Raw genomic sequence first — 19176 nt, forward strand, 5'->3', positions numbered from 1 at the left:
ACGCAAGTCTCGGCTTTGCCCAGATCCCTGTAGGAGCGGCTTTAGCCGCGAACACCGGAAAAGCCGGTGCCATCCACCACGTCGCCTGCTTCAAACAACCAAAGCAATCATGAAATGTGCGTCATCTATGCCTGACGAATCGCGGAGCAATGCTACGCTCGCGGAAATACTCAGCACGGATACCCACCATGGAAATGAACTGGCACCAGGCTTTGCAAGAGAGCCTGAGCTGGCTGGCAATCGCCTCGTTCATCACCTTAGTCTGCTTCGCAGCAGCCGCCACACTGGCTGTGCGCTGCACGCGCTGGGGCAGCCAGTTCTGGCAGCTTGCCGGGCCCTATTTCAGTTTCAGGCGCAGTTGGCGGCCGCTGTTGGTGTTTGCGTTGCTGCTGGTGTTGACACTGTTCTCTGTACGGCTGAACGTGCTGTTCTCGTTCTGGTACAACGGCTTCTACAGCGCTTTGCAGGGCCTTGATCAAACCGCGTTCTGGTACTTGCTTGGCGTCTTTGCCGTACTGGCTACCATTCATGTGCTGCGCTCGCTGTTCACGTTTTACGTAACCCAGGCATTCAGCATTCATTGGCGGGTCTGGCTCACCGAGCGTCTGACCCACGACTGGATGAAAGGCGATGCCTACTACCGCGGCCAGTTCCTCGCCGAGCCGGTGGACAACCCCGATCAGCGTATCGAACTGGATATCAACGCCTTCGTCACCAACTCGGTGAGCCTGGCGTTGGGCGCGGTCAGTGCGCTGGTTTCGCTGGTGGCATTCACCGGCATTCTCTGGGGGCTGTCGGCACCGCTGACGGTGGCCGGGATGGAGATCCCCCGGGCGATGGTGTTTGCCGTGTACCTGTATGTCATCGTCGCCACCTGGGTCGCCTTCCGCCTCGGGCGCCCATTGATCCGCCTGAATTTCCTCAACGAAAAACTCACTGCGAACTTCCGCTATGCGCTGATGCGCTTGCGTGAAAACGCCGAGAACATCGCCTTCTACCAAGGTGCTCAGGTCGAGCGGGGCACCTTGTTGGGCCGCTTTGCTGCCTTGATCGTGAATGCTTGGGCGTTGGTGTTCCGAAACCTCAAGTTCAGTGGTTTCAACCTGGGCGTCAGCCAGGTTGCCGTGGTGTTCCCGTTCATTCTGCAGGCGCCGCGTTTCTTCAGCGGAGCGATCAAGCTGGGCGACGTCATGCAAACGTCCCAGGCATTTGGCCAGGTGCAGGATTCGTTATCGTTCTTCCGTGAGTCATATGATGCGTTTGCCCAGTACCGGGCGACCCTCGACCGTCTGACCGGGTTTCTCGATGCCAATGAGCAGGCGAGCGCATTGCCACGCGTCCTGACCGAAGACCAGGCGCATGCACTGCAGATCACCCGCCTGCAGGTGCTGCGTCCGGACGGGCACGCCCTTATTGCCGACCTGGACCTGAGCCTGCACGCGGGTCAGGCGCTTTTGATCAAAGGGCCATCGGGCAGTGGTAAAACCACGCTGCTGCGCGCCCTGGCGGGCCTTTGGCCGTATGCCGAAGGTGAGGTCAGGCGGCCAATGGGCCATCAGGCACTGTTCCTGTCGCAGCGCCCGTACCTGCCACTGGGTGACTTGCGTACTGTCATTGCCTACCCGGCAGCCAGCAAGCCTGAGGATGAGGCGCGGATGCAGCAGGCGTTGCGCCAGGTCAACCTGGCTCACCTGGCCGAGCGCCTGGACGTCAGTTGCGACTGGTCACACATTCTTTCGGTGGGTGAGCAGCAGCGTCTGGCATTCGCCCGGGTACTGTTCAACCGGCCGCAGGTGGTGTTCCTCGACGAGTCCACCTCGGCGATGGACGAGGGCCTCGAACATGCCTTGTATGCGTTGTTGCGCTCGGAAATGCCGGATGCACTGCTGGTCAGTGTCGGCCACCGCAGCACGCTGGCAGCGTTCCATACCCATCGGCTGGAAGTGGATGGGCATGGCGGTTGGTCGTTGCTGGAGCAGGAGGCTGCGCTGGCCTAGTCCGCGTCCGGGTGCTGATCACCGTCCAGCATGGCGATCAGCCGGGCGCTTTCCAGGCTCAGCGCAGCAGTATCAACCCCACCAGGGTGGCGCCAGCGAACCCCGCGCCGACCAGAAAGGTTGCCTGAAATCCTGCACCATCCCACAGCAATCCGGCTACCACGCTGGCGGCCAGCAGTGCCACACCGGTCAGCAGGTTGAACAGGCCGAAGGCGGTACCACGCAGGTTGGCCTGGGCACTGTCGGCGATCATGGCCGCGAAGACACCTTGGCTGAAGCCCAGGTGCAGGCCCCAGGCTGCAACCCCCAGGGCCAGCCCGCCCCAGCCCGGTAGCAGGGCCAGCAGCAGGTCGGCAGCGATCAGCAAACCCAACCCGGCCATCAGCACGCCTCGGCGCCCCACCCGGTCCGACAGCACCCCGGCAGGGTAGGCCGACAGTGAGTAGGCCAGCGCCATCAAGACCAGCACCGCCGGCGCCCACAGCGGTGCCAGGCCCATGTCCTGGGCACGCAGCAGCAGGAACGCTTCGCTGAAACGGGCGAGGGTGAACAACGTTGCCAGGCCGATCAGTCGCCAATACGCCAACCCGAGGTGCACCATCTCGTGCAGTGCCAGCGGTGTGCGTACCGGCCGTGCGGCAGGCGGCGTTTCAGGTTCGCGAACCAAGGCGATGAGAATGTACACCGCTATAAACGCCGGGATCACCGCTACCCAGAACACGGTTTGAAAATGGCTCGCGGTCAGCCACATCAGCACGATTGCCAACAACGGCCCGAGGAAGGCGCCCACGGTATCGAGCGCCTGGCGCAGGCCGAACGCCGCGCCCCGTAGCTCGGCGGGGGTGACATCGGCCACCAGCGCATCGCGCGGCGCCCCGCGGATGCCTTTGCCGACCCGGTCCACGAAACGTGCTGCGGTCAGCCACTCCAGCCCGGAGGCAATGGGGAACACCGGCTTGGTCAGCGCAGCCAGGCCATAGCCGAGCACCGTCAGCAGCTTGCGCTTGCCCAGCCGGTCGCTGAGGGCGCCGGAAAACACCTTGGTGATCGATGCGGTCGCTTCGGCAATGCCTTCGATAACGCCCACCGCGACTACCGACGTGCCGAGCACGGTAACCATGTACAGCGGCAGCAGCGCATGGATCATCTCCGAGGAGATATCCATGAACATCGACACGAAGCCCAGCGCCCAGACGCTACGAGGGATCTTCGGCAGGCTTCTGGTGGTGTGTGCAGAGCGGCTGTCTTCATTGCTGCGCATCTGGGCTCCCGACAGAGTTGTTACGCTCGAAACTGTAGGAGCCTCCGTGCAGGATGCAAATCGGATGAGTGGGTAGCGGCAATGGCCAGCGTGCTCACCACCCAGGTCGCTGGGTGCTGGCGTGTAGCCTGAGCACCGTGACACGCGCCGGTTGCCGAGGCTACTGCGCGGCCCGCCGCAGGCACGCTCGTTCAGGGGAGCCGTTACAGGCCCTGAAGCACTTCACGAAAAACGTCCGGGCGAGAAGCTGCAATGTGGAGTAGGGACCGAGCGGCACCTGATGGCGCGCGCCTACCTTGCTCCCACTCCTGAAGCGTGCGTACTGAAACGCCCAGCAACTCGGCAAACTTGAGCTGGGAGAGCCCCGTTTTGCTCCGTGCCTCGGCGGCCTTGGTCACCTCTATCTGATGTACTGCACCATAGCGACCAGCTTTCACATTGCGTATGGACTCCAGCAACTCCTCACCGATGTTACGGCTGGCATCGCGCAGCATCAGCTCTTTTTCAGTCAGGGGCATGGTTGAGCTCCTTGGTAATATCCCTACGTCTTTGACGTAGTTATTTTGCTATGTTCGGCTGAGCTCAAGAAGCGTGGGGATGTATCGACGGGTTTCTGGCGAGCGCGTTGGCGCTGACGCTGCCGAGGCCACTGCGCGGCCCACCGCAGGCAAGCCACCTCCTACAAGGGCCGCGCAAGACTTCGTAGGTTGCGAACAGCAACTGCTCTATCCCGGGTTTCAGCAAAGTTCCGTTACAAACATGTAAACTTCGTAAATAAGATTTACTCGCATTTGCATCTCTCTATATTTACCTCCCCTGTTGGCCACCAAACTGTGTTTGTGGGGCCGGTGGGCGAAGGCCCCCGGTTTCCGACAGGGATGTGCCTTTTCGCTCATGAATCGCAGGAGATGTACCCATGCAGTGCAGAACTTCACCCAATAGCCTGGCCCTGGCGTTCGTCGCGCTGGCGTCGCCGGCCATGATGGCCACCGCGGCGCAAGCCGAGGAGCAGCGTGCGGGTGAGGTGCTGGAAGTGCCGGTCGCCGACAATGCGCTGGTGATCCAGGACACCCTGATCACCGCCGAGCGCGAGGCGCGCCAGGCCTTGGGCTCGTCGATCATCACCGCCGAAGACATCAAGCGCCACCCGCCGAGCAATGACCTGTCCGACATCATCCGCCGCGAGCCCGGTGTCAACCTGACCGGCAACAGCGCCAGCGGCGCGCGGGGTAACAACCGCCAGATCGACCTGCGCGGCATGGGCCCGGAGAACACCTTGATCCTCATCGACGGCAAACCGTCCAGCGCCCGCAACGCCGTGCGTTATGGCTGGAACGGCGACCGCGATACCCGAGGTGAAACCAACTGGGTGCCGGCCGAAGCGGTCGAGCGCATCGAGATCCTGCGCGGCCCGGCTGCCGCACGCTACGGTTCCGGCGCCATGGGCGGGGTGGTCAACATCATCACCAAGCGCCCCACCGATGAACTGAAGGGCAGTGTCAGCCTGTATACCCAACTGCCGGAAGACAGCGCCGAAGGCGCCAGCCGCCGCGCCAACTTCAACCTGGGTGGCGGCCTTACCGACAACCTCGGGTTCCGCCTGTATGGCGGCTTGGCCAAGACCGACGCCGACGACCTCGACATCAACGCCAGCCACGCCAACAGCGCACTGGTTGCCGGACGCGAAGGTGTGCGCAACAAAGACATCAATGGCTTGCTGAGCTGGAAGCTCAACGACGAGCACCGCCTTGAAGCCAGCGCAGGCTACAGCCGTCAGGGCAACATCTACGCGGGCGACACCATGAACAGCAACGGCGGCAGCGATGTCGCGTTGATTTCCAGCCTGTATGGCCACGAAACCAACATCATGCAGCGCAGCACGTACGACCTGACCCACTTGGGCGACTTTACCTGGGGCACCAGCAAGACCACCCTGGCGTACGAGTACGTGCGTAACTGGCGCCTCAACGAGGGCCTGGCCGGTGGCCCGGAAGGCGCGATCAACGACAGCGGCGCGGCGATGTCGCGGCTGCGCAACACCCGTTTGAGCAGTGAGGTCAACCTGCCGTTCGCCATGGGCAGCACTGAACATGTGCTGACCTTGGGCGGTGAGTACTTGTACGAGTCGCTCAATGACCAGGGCTCGTTCCGCCCGCAAAGCTTCGACCCGAGCGGTTCGGGCAGTGATGCGATCAGCGGCTTCGATCGCAGCGATACGAAGATGACGGCCAGAAGCTATGCGTTGTTCGTCGAGGACAATATCGTCCTGGGTGATACGACCGTGACGCCCGGCCTGCGCTTTGACCATCACGAGATGTTTGGCGACAACTTCAGCCCAAGCCTGAACCTGTCGCACAAACTGACCGAGGCACTGTCGGTCAAGGGCGGCATTGCTCGTGCCTACAAGGTACCCAACCTGTACCAGTCCAACCCCAATTACCTGCTCTACAGCCGTGGCCAGGGCTGCAGTGTGCAGCAGACCAACTCTGGCGGCTGCTACCTGCAAGGTAATGCCGACCTCAAGCCAGAGATCAGCGTCAACAAGGAAATCGGCCTGCTGTACGACCGTGGCACCTGGCGTACCAGCGCGACCTATTTCCGCAACGACTACAAGAACAAGATCATCGGCGGGACCGATGTGCTCTACGCCATTAACAGCGGTCGCCGCGTGACCCAGTGGGAGAACGCGGGCGAAGCGCGGGTGGAAGGTATCGAAGGCAACTTCTTCATCGAACTGACTCCGACCCTGGACTGGAACACCAACCTGACCTGGATGCTCGACAACGACAACCGCGAAACCGGCGAGCCGCTGTCGGTGATTCCGGAGTACACCGTCAACACCACCCTCGACTGGCGCGCCACCGAGCAGCTGTCGTTCCAGGTAGCGGGCACCTACTTTGGCAAGCAGAAGTCGCCGACCTACAACTACCGCACCCAGCAAGACTACGACAAGACCGCCCAGCAGGACGTCGAGGCGTATGGCCTGGTGGACCTGAGTGCCGGGTACAAGTTCAACGCCAACTACGACGTGCGGGTAGGCGTGAACAACGTGTTCGACAAGCAGATCCTGCGTGGCGGCAACGCCAGCAGCTCGGGGGCCAACACCTATAACCAGCCGGGCAGGGCGGTGTTTGCTGCGCTGAATATCAACTTCTGATCCAAGGGGCCGTTGTGCGGCCCAATCGCCGGCAAGCCAGCTCCCACAGAATCTGCACAGTCATCGAGCCCTGTGCAGTCCCTGTGGGAGCTGGCTTGCCGGCGATTGGGCTGCGCAGCAGCCCTGGCCTCATCACTGGACTCAAGGAGCCCTCCGATGATCAAAGCCCCTGCCTGGCTACAGATTCTCTCCCGCACCAGTGCCGCACTGCTCGGCGGCTATGCCTTCAGCTACGCCGCCACTGCCTGCCTGGCCCGCATCCTGGCGCTGTCTGCCACCGACGCGGTCATCGTCGCGACCCTGCCCGCGTTCATTTTCTACACCGCCACCATCCTCTGGGCCTTTGCCAGCCGTGATGCCTTGCGCGCCTGGGCGCCGCTGGCGCTGGCCGTGCCCCTGGCCCTGGTCGGTTTCTGGCCGCAGATACTGGAGCGCCTGGCATGAAAAACACCTTCACCCAGTCGATGGCGTGGCTGCACACCTGGGCCGGCTTGATCTTCGGCTGGCTGCTGTTCGCCATTTTCGTTACCGGCACGCTGGCAGTGTTCGACAAGGAGCTCAACCACTGGATGCAGCCGGAAATCCCGGCCACTCAGGTGTCCCAGGCCGCCGCCGCGCAGCGTGCCATCGCCTACCTGCAGGCCCATGAGCCGAAGGCCGGCAACTGGGGCATCAGCCTGCCGAGCGAGCGCTCGCCAGGCCTGCGCGTGTCCACCGGCGAGCGGCGCCACGGTGGCGGCGTACAGCTCGACCCGCGCACCGGCGAAGCCATCGAGGTGCGTGACAGCGTCGGCGGCAACTTTTTCTTCCGCTTCCACTTCACCCTCGACCTGCCACGCAACTGGGGCATCTTCGTGGTCGGCGCGCTGGCGCTGGTGATGCTGGCCGCATTGGTGACCGGCATTGTCATCCACAAGAAGATCTTCAAGGAGTTCTTCACCTTCCGGCCGAACAAGGGCCAGCGCTCGTGGCTGGATTTTCACAACGCCAGTGCGGTGCTGCTGCTGCCGTTCCACCTGATGATCACCTATACCGGCCTGGTGATCTTCATGCTCATTTATATCCCTGCCGGGGTGGACGCACTCTTTGCCGGTGACACCCGCGCCTACTTCCAGGCACAGGGTAATGCCCGCCTGGAGCAACCCCGTGGCCTGGCCAGGCAGCCGGCCACCCTGGTCGATGTGGCGCCGTTGCTGGCCCAGGCCGAGGCGCGGCTGGGGCCTATTGGCGGCTTGAACATTCGCAACCCCAACACTGCAGCGGCGCGTATCGAAATCCGCCCCGAACTGGGCAACCGCATCGCCCTCGCCAAGGGGCAGGCCATGGTTTTCGACGGCGTCAGCGGGGTGTTACTCAGCGACGTGCCTGAATGGCGTGCGGCGCCGCTGACCCAACGGGTCATGGTCGGCCTGCACTTCGCCCAGTTCGGCGGCTACCCGATGCGCTGGCTGTACTTCATGTGCGGGTTGGTCAGTTGCCTGATGATCGCCAGCGGGCTGGTGCTGTTCTGCGTCAAGCGTGGGCGTAAATACGCCAGCGCCACCGCCGAAACATCGGCACGGCGTTGGTACCGGGTGGCCGAAGTGTGCAACGTAGGCTTTATCAGCGGCCTGCTGCTGGCATGCGTGGGGCTGCTGTGGGCCAGCCGTTTGCTACCGGTGGATTTGATGCAGCGGGAAAGCTGGGAAGTGCGCGCGTTCTTCGGCGTATGGCTGCTGGCGCTGTTGCATGCCGGCGTCAGGCCGGCGCGGCGCGCCTGGGTCGAACAACTGCTGCTGGCGGCATTGCTGTGCATCGGTCTGGGTGCATTTGGCGGCCTTGAAGACACGATGCGTATGGGCGTAGCGGGCTGTGCGCTGGTGCTGGGGGTGTTGCTCGGTCTGGTGGCCTGGCGGGTGTGGCAAGCACAGCCAGCGCAACAGAAGACCAGGGTGGGCCGGCAACAGGAGGCCAAGGCATGATGATGTGGATCATAGGTGGCGTGGTGTTCGCCTACGCCGGCATGCTTGGGCTGTGCCAAGGGCTGGAGCGGCATTACAAGCAAGTGTGGAGCCGGGCGTGCCCACCCGCGCTGCGTGTCGGCCTGCGCAGTGCAGGTTGGTTGGCGTTGCTGGCCAGCCTGATGATGTGTGCCCAGGCCTGGGGCTGGGCCATGGGGCCGGTGGCCTGGTTCGGCGCGCTGTCGTTGGCGGGGTTGCTGCTGGTGATGCTGCTGCCGTACTGGCCGCGGATGGCGGTCGGGTTGGTGGCCGCGGTGCCGGTGTGGGGCCTGGTGTCACTGATACTTTGACCGGGCCTCATCGCGGTAAAGGCTGCTACGACATAGTTGCAGCCAAAAGCTTCGCAGCGTGTTAAACCATGGGCCCCAGCCTGCTGCGAGAGAGCCCCGGTGAAAGCCGTCCGCCTGACCCTGATCTGCCATGCCCTGACCCAGGCCCAGAAGGTCGGGCGCCTGCACCGTACAGATGACGGCATCTTGCCGTTGACGCAACAACCCGACGCCATGCTGCCCGGCATGCAACTGCTGGCTGCGCCAGAGCGACGAGCCTGCGAGACGGCTACGTGGTTGGCGGGGCAGGTGCAGGTCGAACCAGGCTTGGCCGATTGCGACCTGGGTCACTGGCAGGGGCTGGCGTTGAAGCAATTGCAGGCTGAGCAGCCTGAAGCATTGGCGAAATGGTTGCAGGACCCGGCCAGTGCGCCGCACGGGGGGGAGTCGTTCGCCGCCCTGTGCCAGCGCCTGGCCGCCTGGCTGGCAGCCTTCGACAGGCCGGGCGATTGGCTGGCGGTGACCCACCCCATGGTCATGCGCGCTGTGTTGGTAGAGGTGTTGGGGTGCCCGATGAAGGCCAGCCAGCGTATCGACGTAGTTCCCCTGTCACGCCTGGATCTGAGCTTTACCGGGCAGTGGCGACTGCGCCTGGCATGAGGCTCAGAACGCCAGCTTGTAGCCGATCAACAGCAGCATCGCCGCCAGGCACGGGCGCAGTACGCGGTCGGAGATCCGCCCGGTGAGGTGGCTGCCCAGGTAGATGCCCGGCAGCGAGCCCAGCAGCAGGTAGCCCAGCAGCGACCAGTCCATGTTGCCCATGCCCGCGTGGCCCAGGCCTGCTACCAGGGTAAGGGGCACGGCGTGGGCGATTTCGGTACCGACCAGGCGGCGGGTGACCAGGAACGGGTACAGCAGGAACAACGCCACGGTGCCCAGGGCGCCAGCACCGATGGAGGTGAGTGTGACCATTACCCCCAGCACAACGCCGGTGAGTACGGTGAGGATGTTCAGGCTGCGATCGCTGAGATGGTAGTGGTCACCGGCATGACGGCTGGCAAAGGCCTGCAGGCGCGATTTGAACAGGATGGCCAGCGCGGTCAGGATCAGCACCACCGCCAGGCCTTGCTTGATGATGGCATTGAGCGCCGAGGTGTCGGTGTGCAGGGTGCTGAGGAACCACAGGGTCAGCGCAGCGGCGGGCACGCTGCCCAGGCTGAGCAGGCCGGTGATTTTCCAGTCGATGTTCTTCTGGCGCGCATGCACCCAGACGCCACTGGCCTTGGTGATGGCGGCATAGAGCAGGTCGGTACCGACGGCCGTAGCCGGGTTGATGCCAAACCACAACAGGATCGGGGTCATCAGCGAGCCGCCACCGACGCCGGTCATGCCGACGATGAAACCCACGACCAGGCCAGCAATGGTGAAACCAAAAGAACCTACATCCATACGCTACTCGACTGCCCAACTTTGCCCGTTATCGGATGCAGCCAGCATATAGATTTTTTTATAGCCAAATAGACTTGTTCGTTATTAGGTTATAACCGAGGCAGCTTAACGATCCGTCATCACCACCATCACATGTGCATCGCCGCCGTCCTCGCTCTCGGACAGGTAGATATGCCCCACCTGGCTGTCGAAATACGCCGTTTCCTGTGGCCCGATGCTCACCGCTTCGCCGGTTTCGAACTCGATGCGCACGCGCCCGCTCAGCACCAGGGCGAACTCTTGCCCGGGGTGGCGGATAAAGTCGTCGAACTGGCCGCGTTCACGGGCGATGATGCGGGCATAAGCCGGCGTCATGCGCCGCTCGGGGAAGTCGCCGGCGATCGGGTGGTAGTCGTAGGTGCCGGTCGAGTAGCCCGCCGCCGCCGGTAATGAATCGACCACCACGGTCACGGGCACCGGGGCGTTGACCGTGGCACCGGAGCGGAACAACTGGGCAATATCGACATTCAGCGCCCGCGCAGCGGCGGCGAGCTTTTCATAACTGACCGACACCTGTGCCAGCTCCATCTTCGACAAGGTGGATAGCGGTACGCCACTGGCTTCGGACAATTGCTTGAGGGTCATCTGGCGCGCCTTGCGCACCTGGCGCAGGCGCTGGCCGACTACGGTGCGGTCAAGCAGGGGTAGGGCAGCGGGCATTCAGCGTTCTCGGCATGCGGCGTTGGTCGGGCATCTTACCTTGGACACTTGCGCATTTCTAAATTCTCATATATTAGAATTCTCATAAATGATAATTTGCTTGGCAGGAGCGTGCATGACCCCGATCTACGACACCCTGATCATCGGCGCCGGCATTGCCGGTGCCTCGCTGGGCTATCGCCTGGCTGGCCAGCAGCGGGTGCTGCTGATCGAGCGCGAAGCACAGCCTGGCTACCATTCCACCGGGCGTTCGGCGGCCATGTTCATGGAGGCCTACGGCACTGCGCAGATCCAGGCGCTGACCCGCGCCAGCCGGGCCTTTTATGAAGCCCCGCCAGAGGGCTTCTGCGAGCACCCGCTGCTGGAGCCGCGCGGCTGCCTGTATGTGGCCAGCGTGGAGCAGCGCGAGCTGCTTGAGCAGACCCACGCGCAGAACCTGGCCAATGGCACCGAGGTCAGCCTGCTTGACCGTGATGCCGCGCTGGCACTGGTACCCAGCCTGCGCAGCGAAACCCTGGCGGGCGCAGTGCTGGAGCCGGGCGCGATGGACCTTGATGTGCATGCCTTGCACCAAGGCTTCTTGCGCGGTTTTCGCGCTGCCGGTGGTGAGCTGCGCTGCAACGCCGAGCTGGTCCAGGCCGGGTATCTGGACAACCTGTGGCAGGTGGAATTGGCTGATGGCAGCCGTCTGCAGGCACGTCAGCTGGTCAATGCCGCGGGTGCCTGGGCAGACCGTGTGGCCGAGCAATGCGGTGTGGGGCGCATCGGCCTGCAACCGTGCCGGCGCAGTGCATTTACCTTTCCTGGCCCTGCCGACCAGGACTTCGCCCGTTGGCCGGCGGTGATTGGTGTCGACGAAAGCTTTTACTTCAAACCCGACGCCGGGCAGTTGCTCGGTTCGCCTGCCAACGCCGACCCGGTAGAGCCGCAGGATGCTGCGCCGGAAGAGCTCGATGTGGCGTTGGGCATTTACAACATCGAAAGCATGACCACCTTGACGATCCGCCGCCCCAGTCACACCTGGGCCGGGCTGCGATCGTTCGTTGCGGACGGCGACCTGGTGGTGGGTTTCGATGCACACGCCCCCGCGTTCTTCTGGCTGGCGGCGCAAGGCGGCTATGGCATCCAGTCGGCAGCGGGGGCTTCGCGCCTGGCCGCCGACCTGCTGCTTGGCCAACCCCTGTGCTCCAGCCTTGTCAGCCAGGGCGTGGCGCCCGAGCGCCTGTCCCCGGCCCGTTTCCAGCAACCTTGAAAGGAGCATCCCATGAGCAATGACATCCAGCGTTTCCCCAGCAGCCTGCCGTTCCCGTTTTCCCGTGCAGTGAAGGCCGGTGGTTTTCTGTTTCTCTCTGGCCAGGTGCCGATGAGCGCTAGCGGTGAAGTGGTGCGTGGCGACATCCAGGCCCAGACCCGCGCCGCCTGCGAGCGCATTGCCGAAAGCCTGGCGGCGTGCGGCGCGCGTTTCGACCAGGTGGTAAAGGCCACGGTATGGCTGTCGGACATGAGCCACTTCGCCGGTTTCAACGAGGTGTACAAGGAATTCTTCGGTGCCGCGTTGCCGGTGCGCTCGACAGTGGCCTCGGCGTTGGCGCTGGGGGTGGATGTGGAGATTGAAGTGCAGGCGTTTGTCGGCGATCTGTAACCGAGAACGAATCCATGTGGGAGCGGGCGTGCCCGCGAAGCAGGCTGCGCGGAGGATGGCACGGGCTTCGCCCGTGTTCGCGGGCACGCCCGCTCCCACAGAGATCGCGCCACCTTTTAGATTTTGTGCAAGACATTTGCCCCCACAAAGCTATGCGGTGGCAGTAAGACAACAACAATAAATCCAGAGGTTCACATGCAAGAGCAGCTGAAGATTGCCGGCGCATTTGTCGGCGTGATCGTGGGGGCGGGCTTCGCTTCGGGGCGGGAACTGTTGTTGTTCTTTGTCGATTTCGGTGTGTGGGGGTTGGCGGGGGCACTGGTCAGTGCAGCCCTGTTTACCTTCCTTGGCATGGCCCTGGCCGGGCTGGGCAACCGCCAGCAGGCCACCTCGCACAAGGACGTGATACAGGCCATCTGCGGCCGCCACCTAGGCCTGTTCGTCGACTGGCTGATCACCTTTTTCATGTTCGCCGTCACGGTGGTCATGCTGGCCGGTGGTGGCGCGTTGCTGGAGCAGCAGTTCGGCATTCCGGCACTGACCGGCAGTGTGCTGGTGACGCTGGTGGTGGTGGCGATTGTGTGCCTGGACGTGCGCAAGGTGATCCTGGCCATCGGTGCCATCACACCGCTGTTGATCCTGGTCGCTTCGGCGATTGCACTGTACGCCGTGTTTACCCGTGAACAGAGCTTCGCCGCGCTCGACCAGCTGGCCAGCCAGCAGCAGGCCGGTACCCGGCACTGGCTGTTGGGCGCGTTCCTGTATGTGTCGTACAACATCGTTGCCGGTGCGCCGATCCTGGCCATTCTGGGTGGTTCGGCCAAGGGCGAGAAAACCGCAGTGTGGGGTGGCCTGCTGGGTGGTGCGGCGCTGGGCGGCCTGATGCTGGTGATGAGTGCCGGGCTGTTGTCGCGCCTGGACAGCGTGGCCGACTTGCCCATGCCGATGCTGTCGATTGCCAACGAAGTGTCACCGCTGCTGGGGGTGGTGATGTGCCTGATCATCTTCGGCATGATCGTCAACACGGCAGTGGGTACGTTGTTTTCGTTCCTTTCGCGGCTGCTGCCGGCGGGCACGGCAACGTTCCGCTGGGGTTCGGTGATAACCGGGGTGGTGGCGTTTGGCTGCAGCCTGGTGGGGTTCATCAGCCTGGTGGGGGAGGTGTACCCGTTGTTTGGCTACCTGGGCTTCGTGCTGATGGCGGCGGTGTTGCTGGCCTGGGTGCGGCGGGGCAGGGCCACGAAAGCGGCTGTGGCATAAAAAAGGGGCGCATAGCGCCCCTCTTCGGGCCCATCAGATTCTGAAGCTGCCCACCAGCTGCTTCAAGCGCCCGGCCTGCTGGGCCAGTTGGTCGCAATGACGCAGGGTTTCGTTCAGGTTTTCCACGCCCTGCTGGTTCAGGGCGTTGATCTGGGTGATGTCCAGGTTGAGGCTCTCGACCACGGCGGTCTGCTCTTCGGTCGCGGTCGCCACGGACTGGTTCATGCCATCGATTTCGCCAATGCGCTGGGTCACGCTGGCCAGGCGCTCACCGGCCTGGTTGGCCACCTGCACGGTCTGCTCGCTGGACACCTGGCTGGTGTTCATGGTGTGCACCGCTTCGCGCGAACCTACCTGCAGGCTGGTGATCATGCGGTGGATCTCTTCCGCCGACTCCTGGGTACGGTGTGCCAGGTTGCGCACTTCGTCGGCCACCACGGCAAAGCCACGGCCGGCTTCACCGGCACGGGCCGCCTCGATCGCGGCGTTCAGTGCCAGCAGGTTGGTCTGCTGCGAAATACCCTTGATCACGTCGAGAATCTTGCCGATTTCGTCGGTGCTGGCGTTGAGCGTTTCAATCTGCGCGCAAGACTCGCTGATGCGCTGTGACAAGGCGGTCATGGCGCTGATCGCCTCTTCCACCACTTCACGGCCACCGTGTGCCTGCTCGCTGGCGCCGCTGGCATGCTGCGAAGCATCGGCGGCGTTGCGGGCGATTTCCTGGGTGGCGGCGCCCAGTTCGTTGATGGCAGCCGCCACGCTGTTGGTGCGCATGCTTTGTTCTTCCGAGCCGGTGATCGACGCGTTGGAAGCGCTGACCACCTTTTCCGACAGGTCGTGCACCAGGCGGGTGGCCGAGGACACTTCGCTGATCGAGGCATGGATGCGCTCGACGAAGCGGTTGAACGAGGTGGCCAGTTCGCCGAACTCGTCCTTGTTCTGCACGGTCAGGCGGCGAGTAAGGTCGCCTTCACCCTCGGCGATGTCGCGCATGGCGCGGCCCATGGTGGTCAGCGGGCTCATCAGTACCGGGATCAGCAGACCGAGCAGGCCGGCGATGGCAGCCACGGCAATCAGCATGGCGATGATCGCCGAGGTACGGAACTGGCTGAGTGCGGCGTAAGCCTTGTCCTTGTCGATCGACAGGCCGATGTACCACTGCGCCGACGGCAGGCCAGCTACCGGGGCGAAGGAAATGATGCGGTCCTGGCCGTTGAGGGTGACATCCTGCATGCCGGCGGCAATCCGCAGATTGCTGCCAGGGTAGATGTCCTTGAGGTTCTTCATCACCTGGTCTTTGTCGGGGCTGACAATCACCTGGCCATTGGCGTCTGCCAGGAAGGCGTGGCCGATGCCGCCGAAGTCGACCGAGTTGATGATCTCGACCAGGGTGTCGAGGGTCACGTCACCGCCGACCACACCGATCAGCTCGCCATTGCTTTTGCTCTTCACCGGGGTGGCGATGGTGACCATCAGGCCGCCGACCGCGCCTTGGTAGGGGGCGGTCAGCACGGTCTGCCCGGCGCTGGCGGCGGCGCCATACCAAGGGCGCTGGCGCGGGTCGTAACCGGCAGGCATCTGGGCGTCCGGGCGCTGGGTGAACGCACCGTTGGCCTGGCCCAGGTAAGTGAACAGGAAATTACGCGTGTAGGACGGCTGCTCGATCAGCCCGGCCAGGGTCTCGCCGGCACCTAGCTGGCCGATGTCCTGGGCCAGGTTTTCCAGCACCAGGATGCGCCCGCTCATCCAGTTCTGCACGCTGCTGGCGGTCAGTGCACCGGACTGCTGCACCGACGCTTCGATGTTCTGGCGGATGGTGTTGCGTTGCAGGTAGTCGTTGTAGAGCGTGAACAGGGCAAATGCCAGGACCACGACGCCGCAGGCGCTGAGCAGGATCTTGTGGCGAAATTTCAGGTTCATGTTTCGAGACCTTGAGCCAATGAGGGGAGGGCGCAGCGCGCTCATGACGCACTGCGGGGCCTGTCGACCGGGATATCGGCTAAAGGTGTAAAAGATTGAAGTACTTACAGAAAATTCTTACGGCCGTTTCGACAGACGGTAATCAACGGCTACTCAACTGCTGGATCAACAGCCGTGCGGCTTGCTGCAGCGGTTGTTGCTTGCGCCACAAGATGTGTACCGGCAACTGCAACTCGTTGCGTGTATTGCGAAAACCCAGGCGCACCAGGCGTCCGCTGGCGAGCAGTGGCGCAACCCGCGACAACGGCAGGTCGCCCCAGCCCAGGCCTGCTTCCACCATTTGCAACGCCAGGTCGAAGCTGTCGGTTGACCAGTGCGCTGCGCCGATCAGCGGGCGCGGGTCGGCCATTGGCAGGTCGCGGCTGCGCACCAGAATCTGACGCACCTGGGTCAGGTCTTCGAGGTAATGGATGCGCCCCTCGCGCAAGGCCGGGTGGGCCGGCGACAGGGTGGCCACCAGCGACTCCATGCCGATGTGCTGGAAGCCTCGGCGGGCGTCGACCTGCAGGCCTGCAAAGGCCACGCAAAGGTCGGCGCGGCCACTGTCCAGCAGGTTCAGGGCTTCTTCCTGCGGGGCGCTGAGCAGGGCGATATCCAGCAGCGGGTAGCGTTCGCCAAGGCGTGCGATGGCCGCCAGCAATGGCCGGTGGTCGATGTCTGGTACCACGGCCAGGGTCAGGCTGCTTTCCAACCCCTGGGAAAGCTCCAGTGCGTGTACCTGCAGCAAACCCAATTGTTCGCCAATCAGTCTGGCGTGTGGTTCCAGGGCCAGGGCTTGGGCAGTTGGGCGAACCTCACGCGAACCACGTTCGAACAAGCTGTAGCCCAGTTCCGCTTCAAGGTTGCCGATAGCCATGCTCACGGCTGAAGGCACGCGCTTGAGGGCGCGTGCGGCGGCAGAAAACGAACCGCAGTCGAGCACGGCTAGAAAAAGCTGGATGTTGTCGCTGGAAAAGTTCATGGCAGCCTCCTGTCAGTAGATCTGACAGCTGCTGACTTTTGCTGTCAAGCGTGGTGAAGCATGATCGCGCCCCATCGCTTTTGTCATTGGAGGTAACCCCGAGTGCAGGGATTGAAACGCAAGCTGGTCTACGTGACTTTTTATGAGCTGATCGGGTTGTGCATGTCGACCCTCGGGCTGGCTTATCTGTCGGACACCCAGGCGTCGCATACCGGGCCGCTGGCGGTGATGATCACCACCATCGCCATGCTCTGGAACCTGGTTTACAACACCTTGTTCGAAGGGTGGGAGAGCCGTCAGGCCAAGCGTGGGCGCAGCGTGGCGCGGCGGGTGGCGCATGCCATCGGCTTTCAGCTGACCTTGGTGGTGTACCTGATTCCGCTGATTGCCTGGTGGCTCGACATGACACTGGTGGAGGCGTTGCTGGTGGACATGGCGTTCATCGTGCTGGTGCCTTGCTACACCTTTGCCTACAACTGGGCGTTTGATCGGGTGTTCGGGCTGCCAAGTTCCGCGATGGCCGCTGCCTGACGGTTCTCCTGTACCGGCCTCTGCGCAGGTACAGGCACCCCCTAAGGCGGCAGGCGAATGATCAAAGGTGCTTGCTGCTGCTTCACCTGCTGCTCTACAGGTTGTTCAGCCGGCCGTGGCACACTGGCCAGCAAGCTGTCCTCAACCTGCCCCGACAGGTAGTACACCCCCGCCATGGCCCCGCTCTGGCGGTTTTCCATCAACTCCTGCCATTCCTGGTTCAGTGCCACGTTGAGGATCACCCGCAACTGTTCGACCATCTGCGGGTGATCGCGGTCATGGGTCATCATGCCGTAGCCGGCCGCCGCAATCGAAATCATCGCCCCCGCCACCTTGCCCACCGCCGACGCCACGGCACTGGCGATGCCGCGCGGGGCCAGGGTAGCGCCGAGCTTTTCGCTGGCCTGGGTGGCCACCGAGTTCAACCCGACATCGGTTCGCCCGGGGCCTTTGCTGGCCTGCTCATGCAAGTGCTGGCGCATGGCTTGCCAGGCCGGTTGCTGGTCCAGCGACTTGGCCCGAAGCAGCTGGTACAGGCTGGCATTACGCGCATCCGGCGGCCCTAGGTGGATAGCGGGGATGCGGTTGAGGCGCTGGCTGACCTGCTCGGGCGGCGCGTTGTAGCGGCTGATGATGGCGGGTAGCTGCTGGCCGAGCAGCTGCAGGTACAGCTCGCAGGCGCGGTCGCGGATGCCCTCGGGGTTGATCTGCTCGGCCACCGGCTCGATCACCCGCTCGTGGTATTGCTCCTGCAGGTACAGGGCCAGGCGCTTTTCCGCAGGTTCACGGCCTTCACCGCTGTCGAGCTTGTACCAGGCCACTTTGAGGGTGAGCCACTGCTGGGTCCAGTAACCGGTGAACCAAGGGATGAAGTCGCTTTCGGTGCGCTGTTGTACCTGCTCCTTCCATACCCGCATGGAGCGCCGGGCATAGTCGTTGGCCGAGCCGGCGGCGCCGACCGAAGCGTCGATCAGCTCCTGGTCGATGCGTTGCCAGGCGGCGGGCGTGAGCGCTGCGGGCGGTGGCGGGGCAGGCGGGCGCTTGCTCGCGCAGGCACCGAGGGCCAGCACGAAGCACAGCAACAGAAGGATTCGACAACTCACGCGACCGCCTCCCTGATAGAGGCTGGGGTGGTTCTCGCAGTATAGGGTGGGGTTGTTGGGGCTGCTGCGCAGCCCATCGCCGGCAAGCCAGCTCCCACTGGAATCGCGGCAACCTTGAGAGCGACGCAGTACCTGTGGGAGCTGGCTTGTCGTGGCGACGAACCGCGTCGATGGGGCGCGCAGCGGCCCTGTTTGTTACAGGTCGAGCTTTTCTTCCAGGCGGTCCAAGTGCTTGTGCATCAAATCCAGCGCGGCCTCGGCATCGCCTTGTTCCACGGCATCGATGATGGCCGCATGCTCTTCCCATGCACAGTGGTCGCAGCACGGTGATTCGTAGCGGGCGATGATCAGCGAGGTCATCGGCACCAGCCCATTGAGGAACCGTGCCAGCGGCGCATTGGCCGCCACCTGCGCCAGTTTCAGGTGAAACTCACCGCCCAGGCGGATCGCCGCGCACCGTTCGCCATTTTCATGATGCTGGCGTTCGCGTTCTACCAGTTGCCGCAGCTGGCGCACCTGCGCCGGACGGGCGCGCTGGGTGGCCAGGGTAATCAGCGTGGTTTCGGCCAGGCGCCGGGCACTGAGCACCTGACGTGCCTGATCCGGGTCGGGCGCGGCCAGGTGCGCGGTGTGGCTGGGGCGCTGCACCACCACCTGCTGGTCGGACAGGCGCCCAAGCACACGACGAATCACGGTGCGACTGACACCAAAGGCATGGCCCAGCGCCTGCTCAGGCAGCAGCGCGCCCGGAGGCAGGCGCTGTTCGAGAATGGCGTCGAACAGCCGGGGGTAGATCTGCTCGGCCGACAGGCGGGTTTCGCCGGCCGCAAGCAGGGCGGGCAGGTGAGGGGCGGCGTTCATGGTCGC

At 63.6% G+C, this 19176-nt stretch carries 18 protein-coding genes and 1 pseudogene; 10 read left to right on the top strand and 9 right to left on the bottom strand.

What is annotated here, in order from left to right; translation table 11 throughout:
• The first annotated feature begins 188 nt into the window (after positions 1 to 188).
• On the top strand, positions 189 to 1997 hold the full coding sequence (locus A0O30_RS21135; protein WP_105947884.1) for an ABC transporter ATP-binding protein/permease: 1809 nt from the start codon (positions 189 to 191) through the stop codon (positions 1995 to 1997).
• A gap of 58 nt (positions 1998 to 2055) precedes the next feature.
• On the opposite strand, the gene A0O30_RS21140 is transcribed toward A0O30_RS21135, so the two are convergent.
• Entirely contained in the window at positions 2056 to 3258 is a 1203-nt protein-coding gene (locus A0O30_RS21140; protein ID WP_105947885.1) for an MFS transporter, read from the bottom strand.
• A gap of 203 nt (positions 3259 to 3461) precedes the next feature.
• Complete coding sequence (locus A0O30_RS21145; RefSeq protein WP_060498405.1) at positions 3462 to 3776, bottom strand: DNA-binding transcriptional regulator; 315 nt, start codon at positions 3774 to 3776, stop codon at positions 3462 to 3464.
• Positions 3777 to 4174: 398 nt separating this feature from the next.
• Between A0O30_RS21145 and A0O30_RS21150 the strand changes: the two genes are divergently transcribed.
• The 5 genes from A0O30_RS21150 to A0O30_RS21170 all read left to right on the top strand — a co-directional run bounded on the left by A0O30_RS21150 (position 4175) and on the right by A0O30_RS21170 (position 9344).
• Entirely contained in the window at positions 4175 to 6415 is a 2241-nt protein-coding gene (locus tag A0O30_RS21150) for a TonB-dependent siderophore receptor (protein WP_105947886.1), read from the top strand.
• Positions 6416 to 6571: 156 nt separating this feature from the next.
• Positions 6572 to 6859 carry an iron transporter gene (locus A0O30_RS21155; RefSeq protein WP_105947887.1) on the top strand — a complete coding sequence of 96 codons (288 nt, stop codon included), beginning with the start codon at positions 6572 to 6574 and terminating at the stop codon, positions 6857 to 6859.
• Positions 6856 to 8376, top strand: coding sequence for a PepSY domain-containing protein (locus A0O30_RS21160; protein WP_105947888.1), 1521 nt, complete (start codon positions 6856 to 6858; stop codon positions 8374 to 8376). The genes A0O30_RS21155 and A0O30_RS21160 overlap by 4 nt, the downstream gene beginning before the upstream one ends.
• Complete coding sequence (locus A0O30_RS21165) at positions 8373 to 8705, top strand: DUF3325 domain-containing protein (protein WP_105947889.1); 333 nt, start codon at positions 8373 to 8375, stop codon at positions 8703 to 8705. Before A0O30_RS21160 ends, A0O30_RS21165 begins: the two co-directional genes overlap by 4 nt.
• A 99-nt stretch (positions 8706 to 8804) precedes the next feature.
• The gene (locus A0O30_RS21170; RefSeq protein ID WP_105947890.1) at positions 8805 to 9344 is read left to right on the top strand and encodes a histidine phosphatase family protein; all 540 of its coding nucleotides are present in this window, start codon (positions 8805 to 8807) and stop codon (positions 9342 to 9344) included.
• Positions 9345 to 9347: 3 nt separating this feature from the next.
• On the opposite strand, the gene A0O30_RS21175 is transcribed toward A0O30_RS21170, so the two are convergent.
• Positions 9348 to 10133, bottom strand: a complete 786-nt coding sequence (locus tag A0O30_RS21175) for a sulfite exporter TauE/SafE family protein (protein ID WP_012271535.1) — start codon at positions 10131 to 10133, stop codon at positions 9348 to 9350.
• A 105-nt stretch (positions 10134 to 10238) separates the two neighbouring features.
• Complete coding sequence (locus tag A0O30_RS21180; protein ID WP_105947891.1) at positions 10239 to 10832, bottom strand: helix-turn-helix domain-containing protein; 594 nt, start codon at positions 10830 to 10832, stop codon at positions 10239 to 10241.
• Between the two features lie 115 nt (positions 10833 to 10947).
• On the opposite strand from A0O30_RS21180, the gene A0O30_RS21185 reads away from it, so the two are divergent.
• The 3 genes from A0O30_RS21185 to A0O30_RS21195 all read left to right on the top strand — a co-directional run bounded on the left by A0O30_RS21185 (position 10948) and on the right by A0O30_RS21195 (position 13734).
• On the top strand, positions 10948 to 12084 hold the full coding sequence (locus tag A0O30_RS21185) for an FAD-binding oxidoreductase (RefSeq protein ID WP_105947892.1): 1137 nt from the start codon (positions 10948 to 10950) through the stop codon (positions 12082 to 12084).
• Positions 12085 to 12096: 12 nt separating this feature from the next.
• Complete coding sequence (locus A0O30_RS21190; protein WP_012271538.1) at positions 12097 to 12474, top strand: RidA family protein; 378 nt, start codon at positions 12097 to 12099, stop codon at positions 12472 to 12474.
• Positions 12475 to 12669: 195 nt separating this feature from the next.
• Positions 12670 to 13734, top strand: a complete 1065-nt coding sequence (locus A0O30_RS21195; protein ID WP_105947893.1) for a hypothetical protein — start codon at positions 12670 to 12672, stop codon at positions 13732 to 13734.
• A gap of 33 nt (positions 13735 to 13767) precedes the next feature.
• Here the strand turns inward: A0O30_RS21195 and A0O30_RS28255 are convergent, their stop codons facing one another.
• The 3 genes and pseudogenes from A0O30_RS28255 to A0O30_RS21205 form a co-directional block, all read right to left on the bottom strand.
• Positions 13768 to 14508, bottom strand: coding sequence for a methyl-accepting chemotaxis protein (locus tag A0O30_RS28255; protein ID WP_370290711.1), 741 nt, complete (start codon positions 14506 to 14508; stop codon positions 13768 to 13770).
• Between the two features lie 114 nt (positions 14509 to 14622).
• Positions 14623 to 15699 (bottom strand): annotated as a pseudogene (mcpA, locus tag A0O30_RS28260) (methyl-accepting chemotaxis protein McpA); the annotation flags it as partial.
• Positions 15700 to 15796: 97 nt separating this feature from the next.
• Positions 15797 to 16675 carry a LysR family transcriptional regulator gene (locus A0O30_RS21205; protein ID WP_105947895.1) on the bottom strand — a complete coding sequence of 293 codons (879 nt, stop codon included), beginning with the start codon at positions 16673 to 16675 and terminating at the stop codon, positions 15797 to 15799.
• 102 nt (positions 16676 to 16777) lie between these two features.
• Here A0O30_RS21205 and A0O30_RS21210 point away from each other — a divergent pair, with 102 nt between their 5' ends.
• Positions 16778 to 17206: a PACE efflux transporter gene (locus tag A0O30_RS21210; RefSeq protein ID WP_016714787.1), complete on the top strand. Its 429-nt coding sequence runs from the start codon at positions 16778 to 16780 to the stop codon at positions 17204 to 17206.
• A gap of 41 nt (positions 17207 to 17247) precedes the next feature.
• On the opposite strand, the gene A0O30_RS21215 is transcribed toward A0O30_RS21210, so the two are convergent.
• Positions 17248 to 18309, bottom strand: coding sequence for a hypothetical protein (locus A0O30_RS21215; protein ID WP_105947896.1), 1062 nt, complete (start codon positions 18307 to 18309; stop codon positions 17248 to 17250).
• A 195-nt stretch (positions 18310 to 18504) separates the two neighbouring features.
• Positions 18505 to 19170 (bottom strand): GntR family transcriptional regulator, encoded by a 666-nt coding sequence (locus tag A0O30_RS21220; protein WP_105947897.1) that lies wholly within the window; start codon positions 19168 to 19170, stop codon positions 18505 to 18507.
• Between the last annotated feature and the right edge of the window lie 6 nt (positions 19171 to 19176).

The sequence above is a fragment of the Pseudomonas sp. LLC-1 genome, assembly GCF_002992185.1.
Lineage (GTDB): Bacteria > Pseudomonadota > Gammaproteobacteria > Pseudomonadales > Pseudomonadaceae > Aquipseudomonas > Aquipseudomonas monteilii.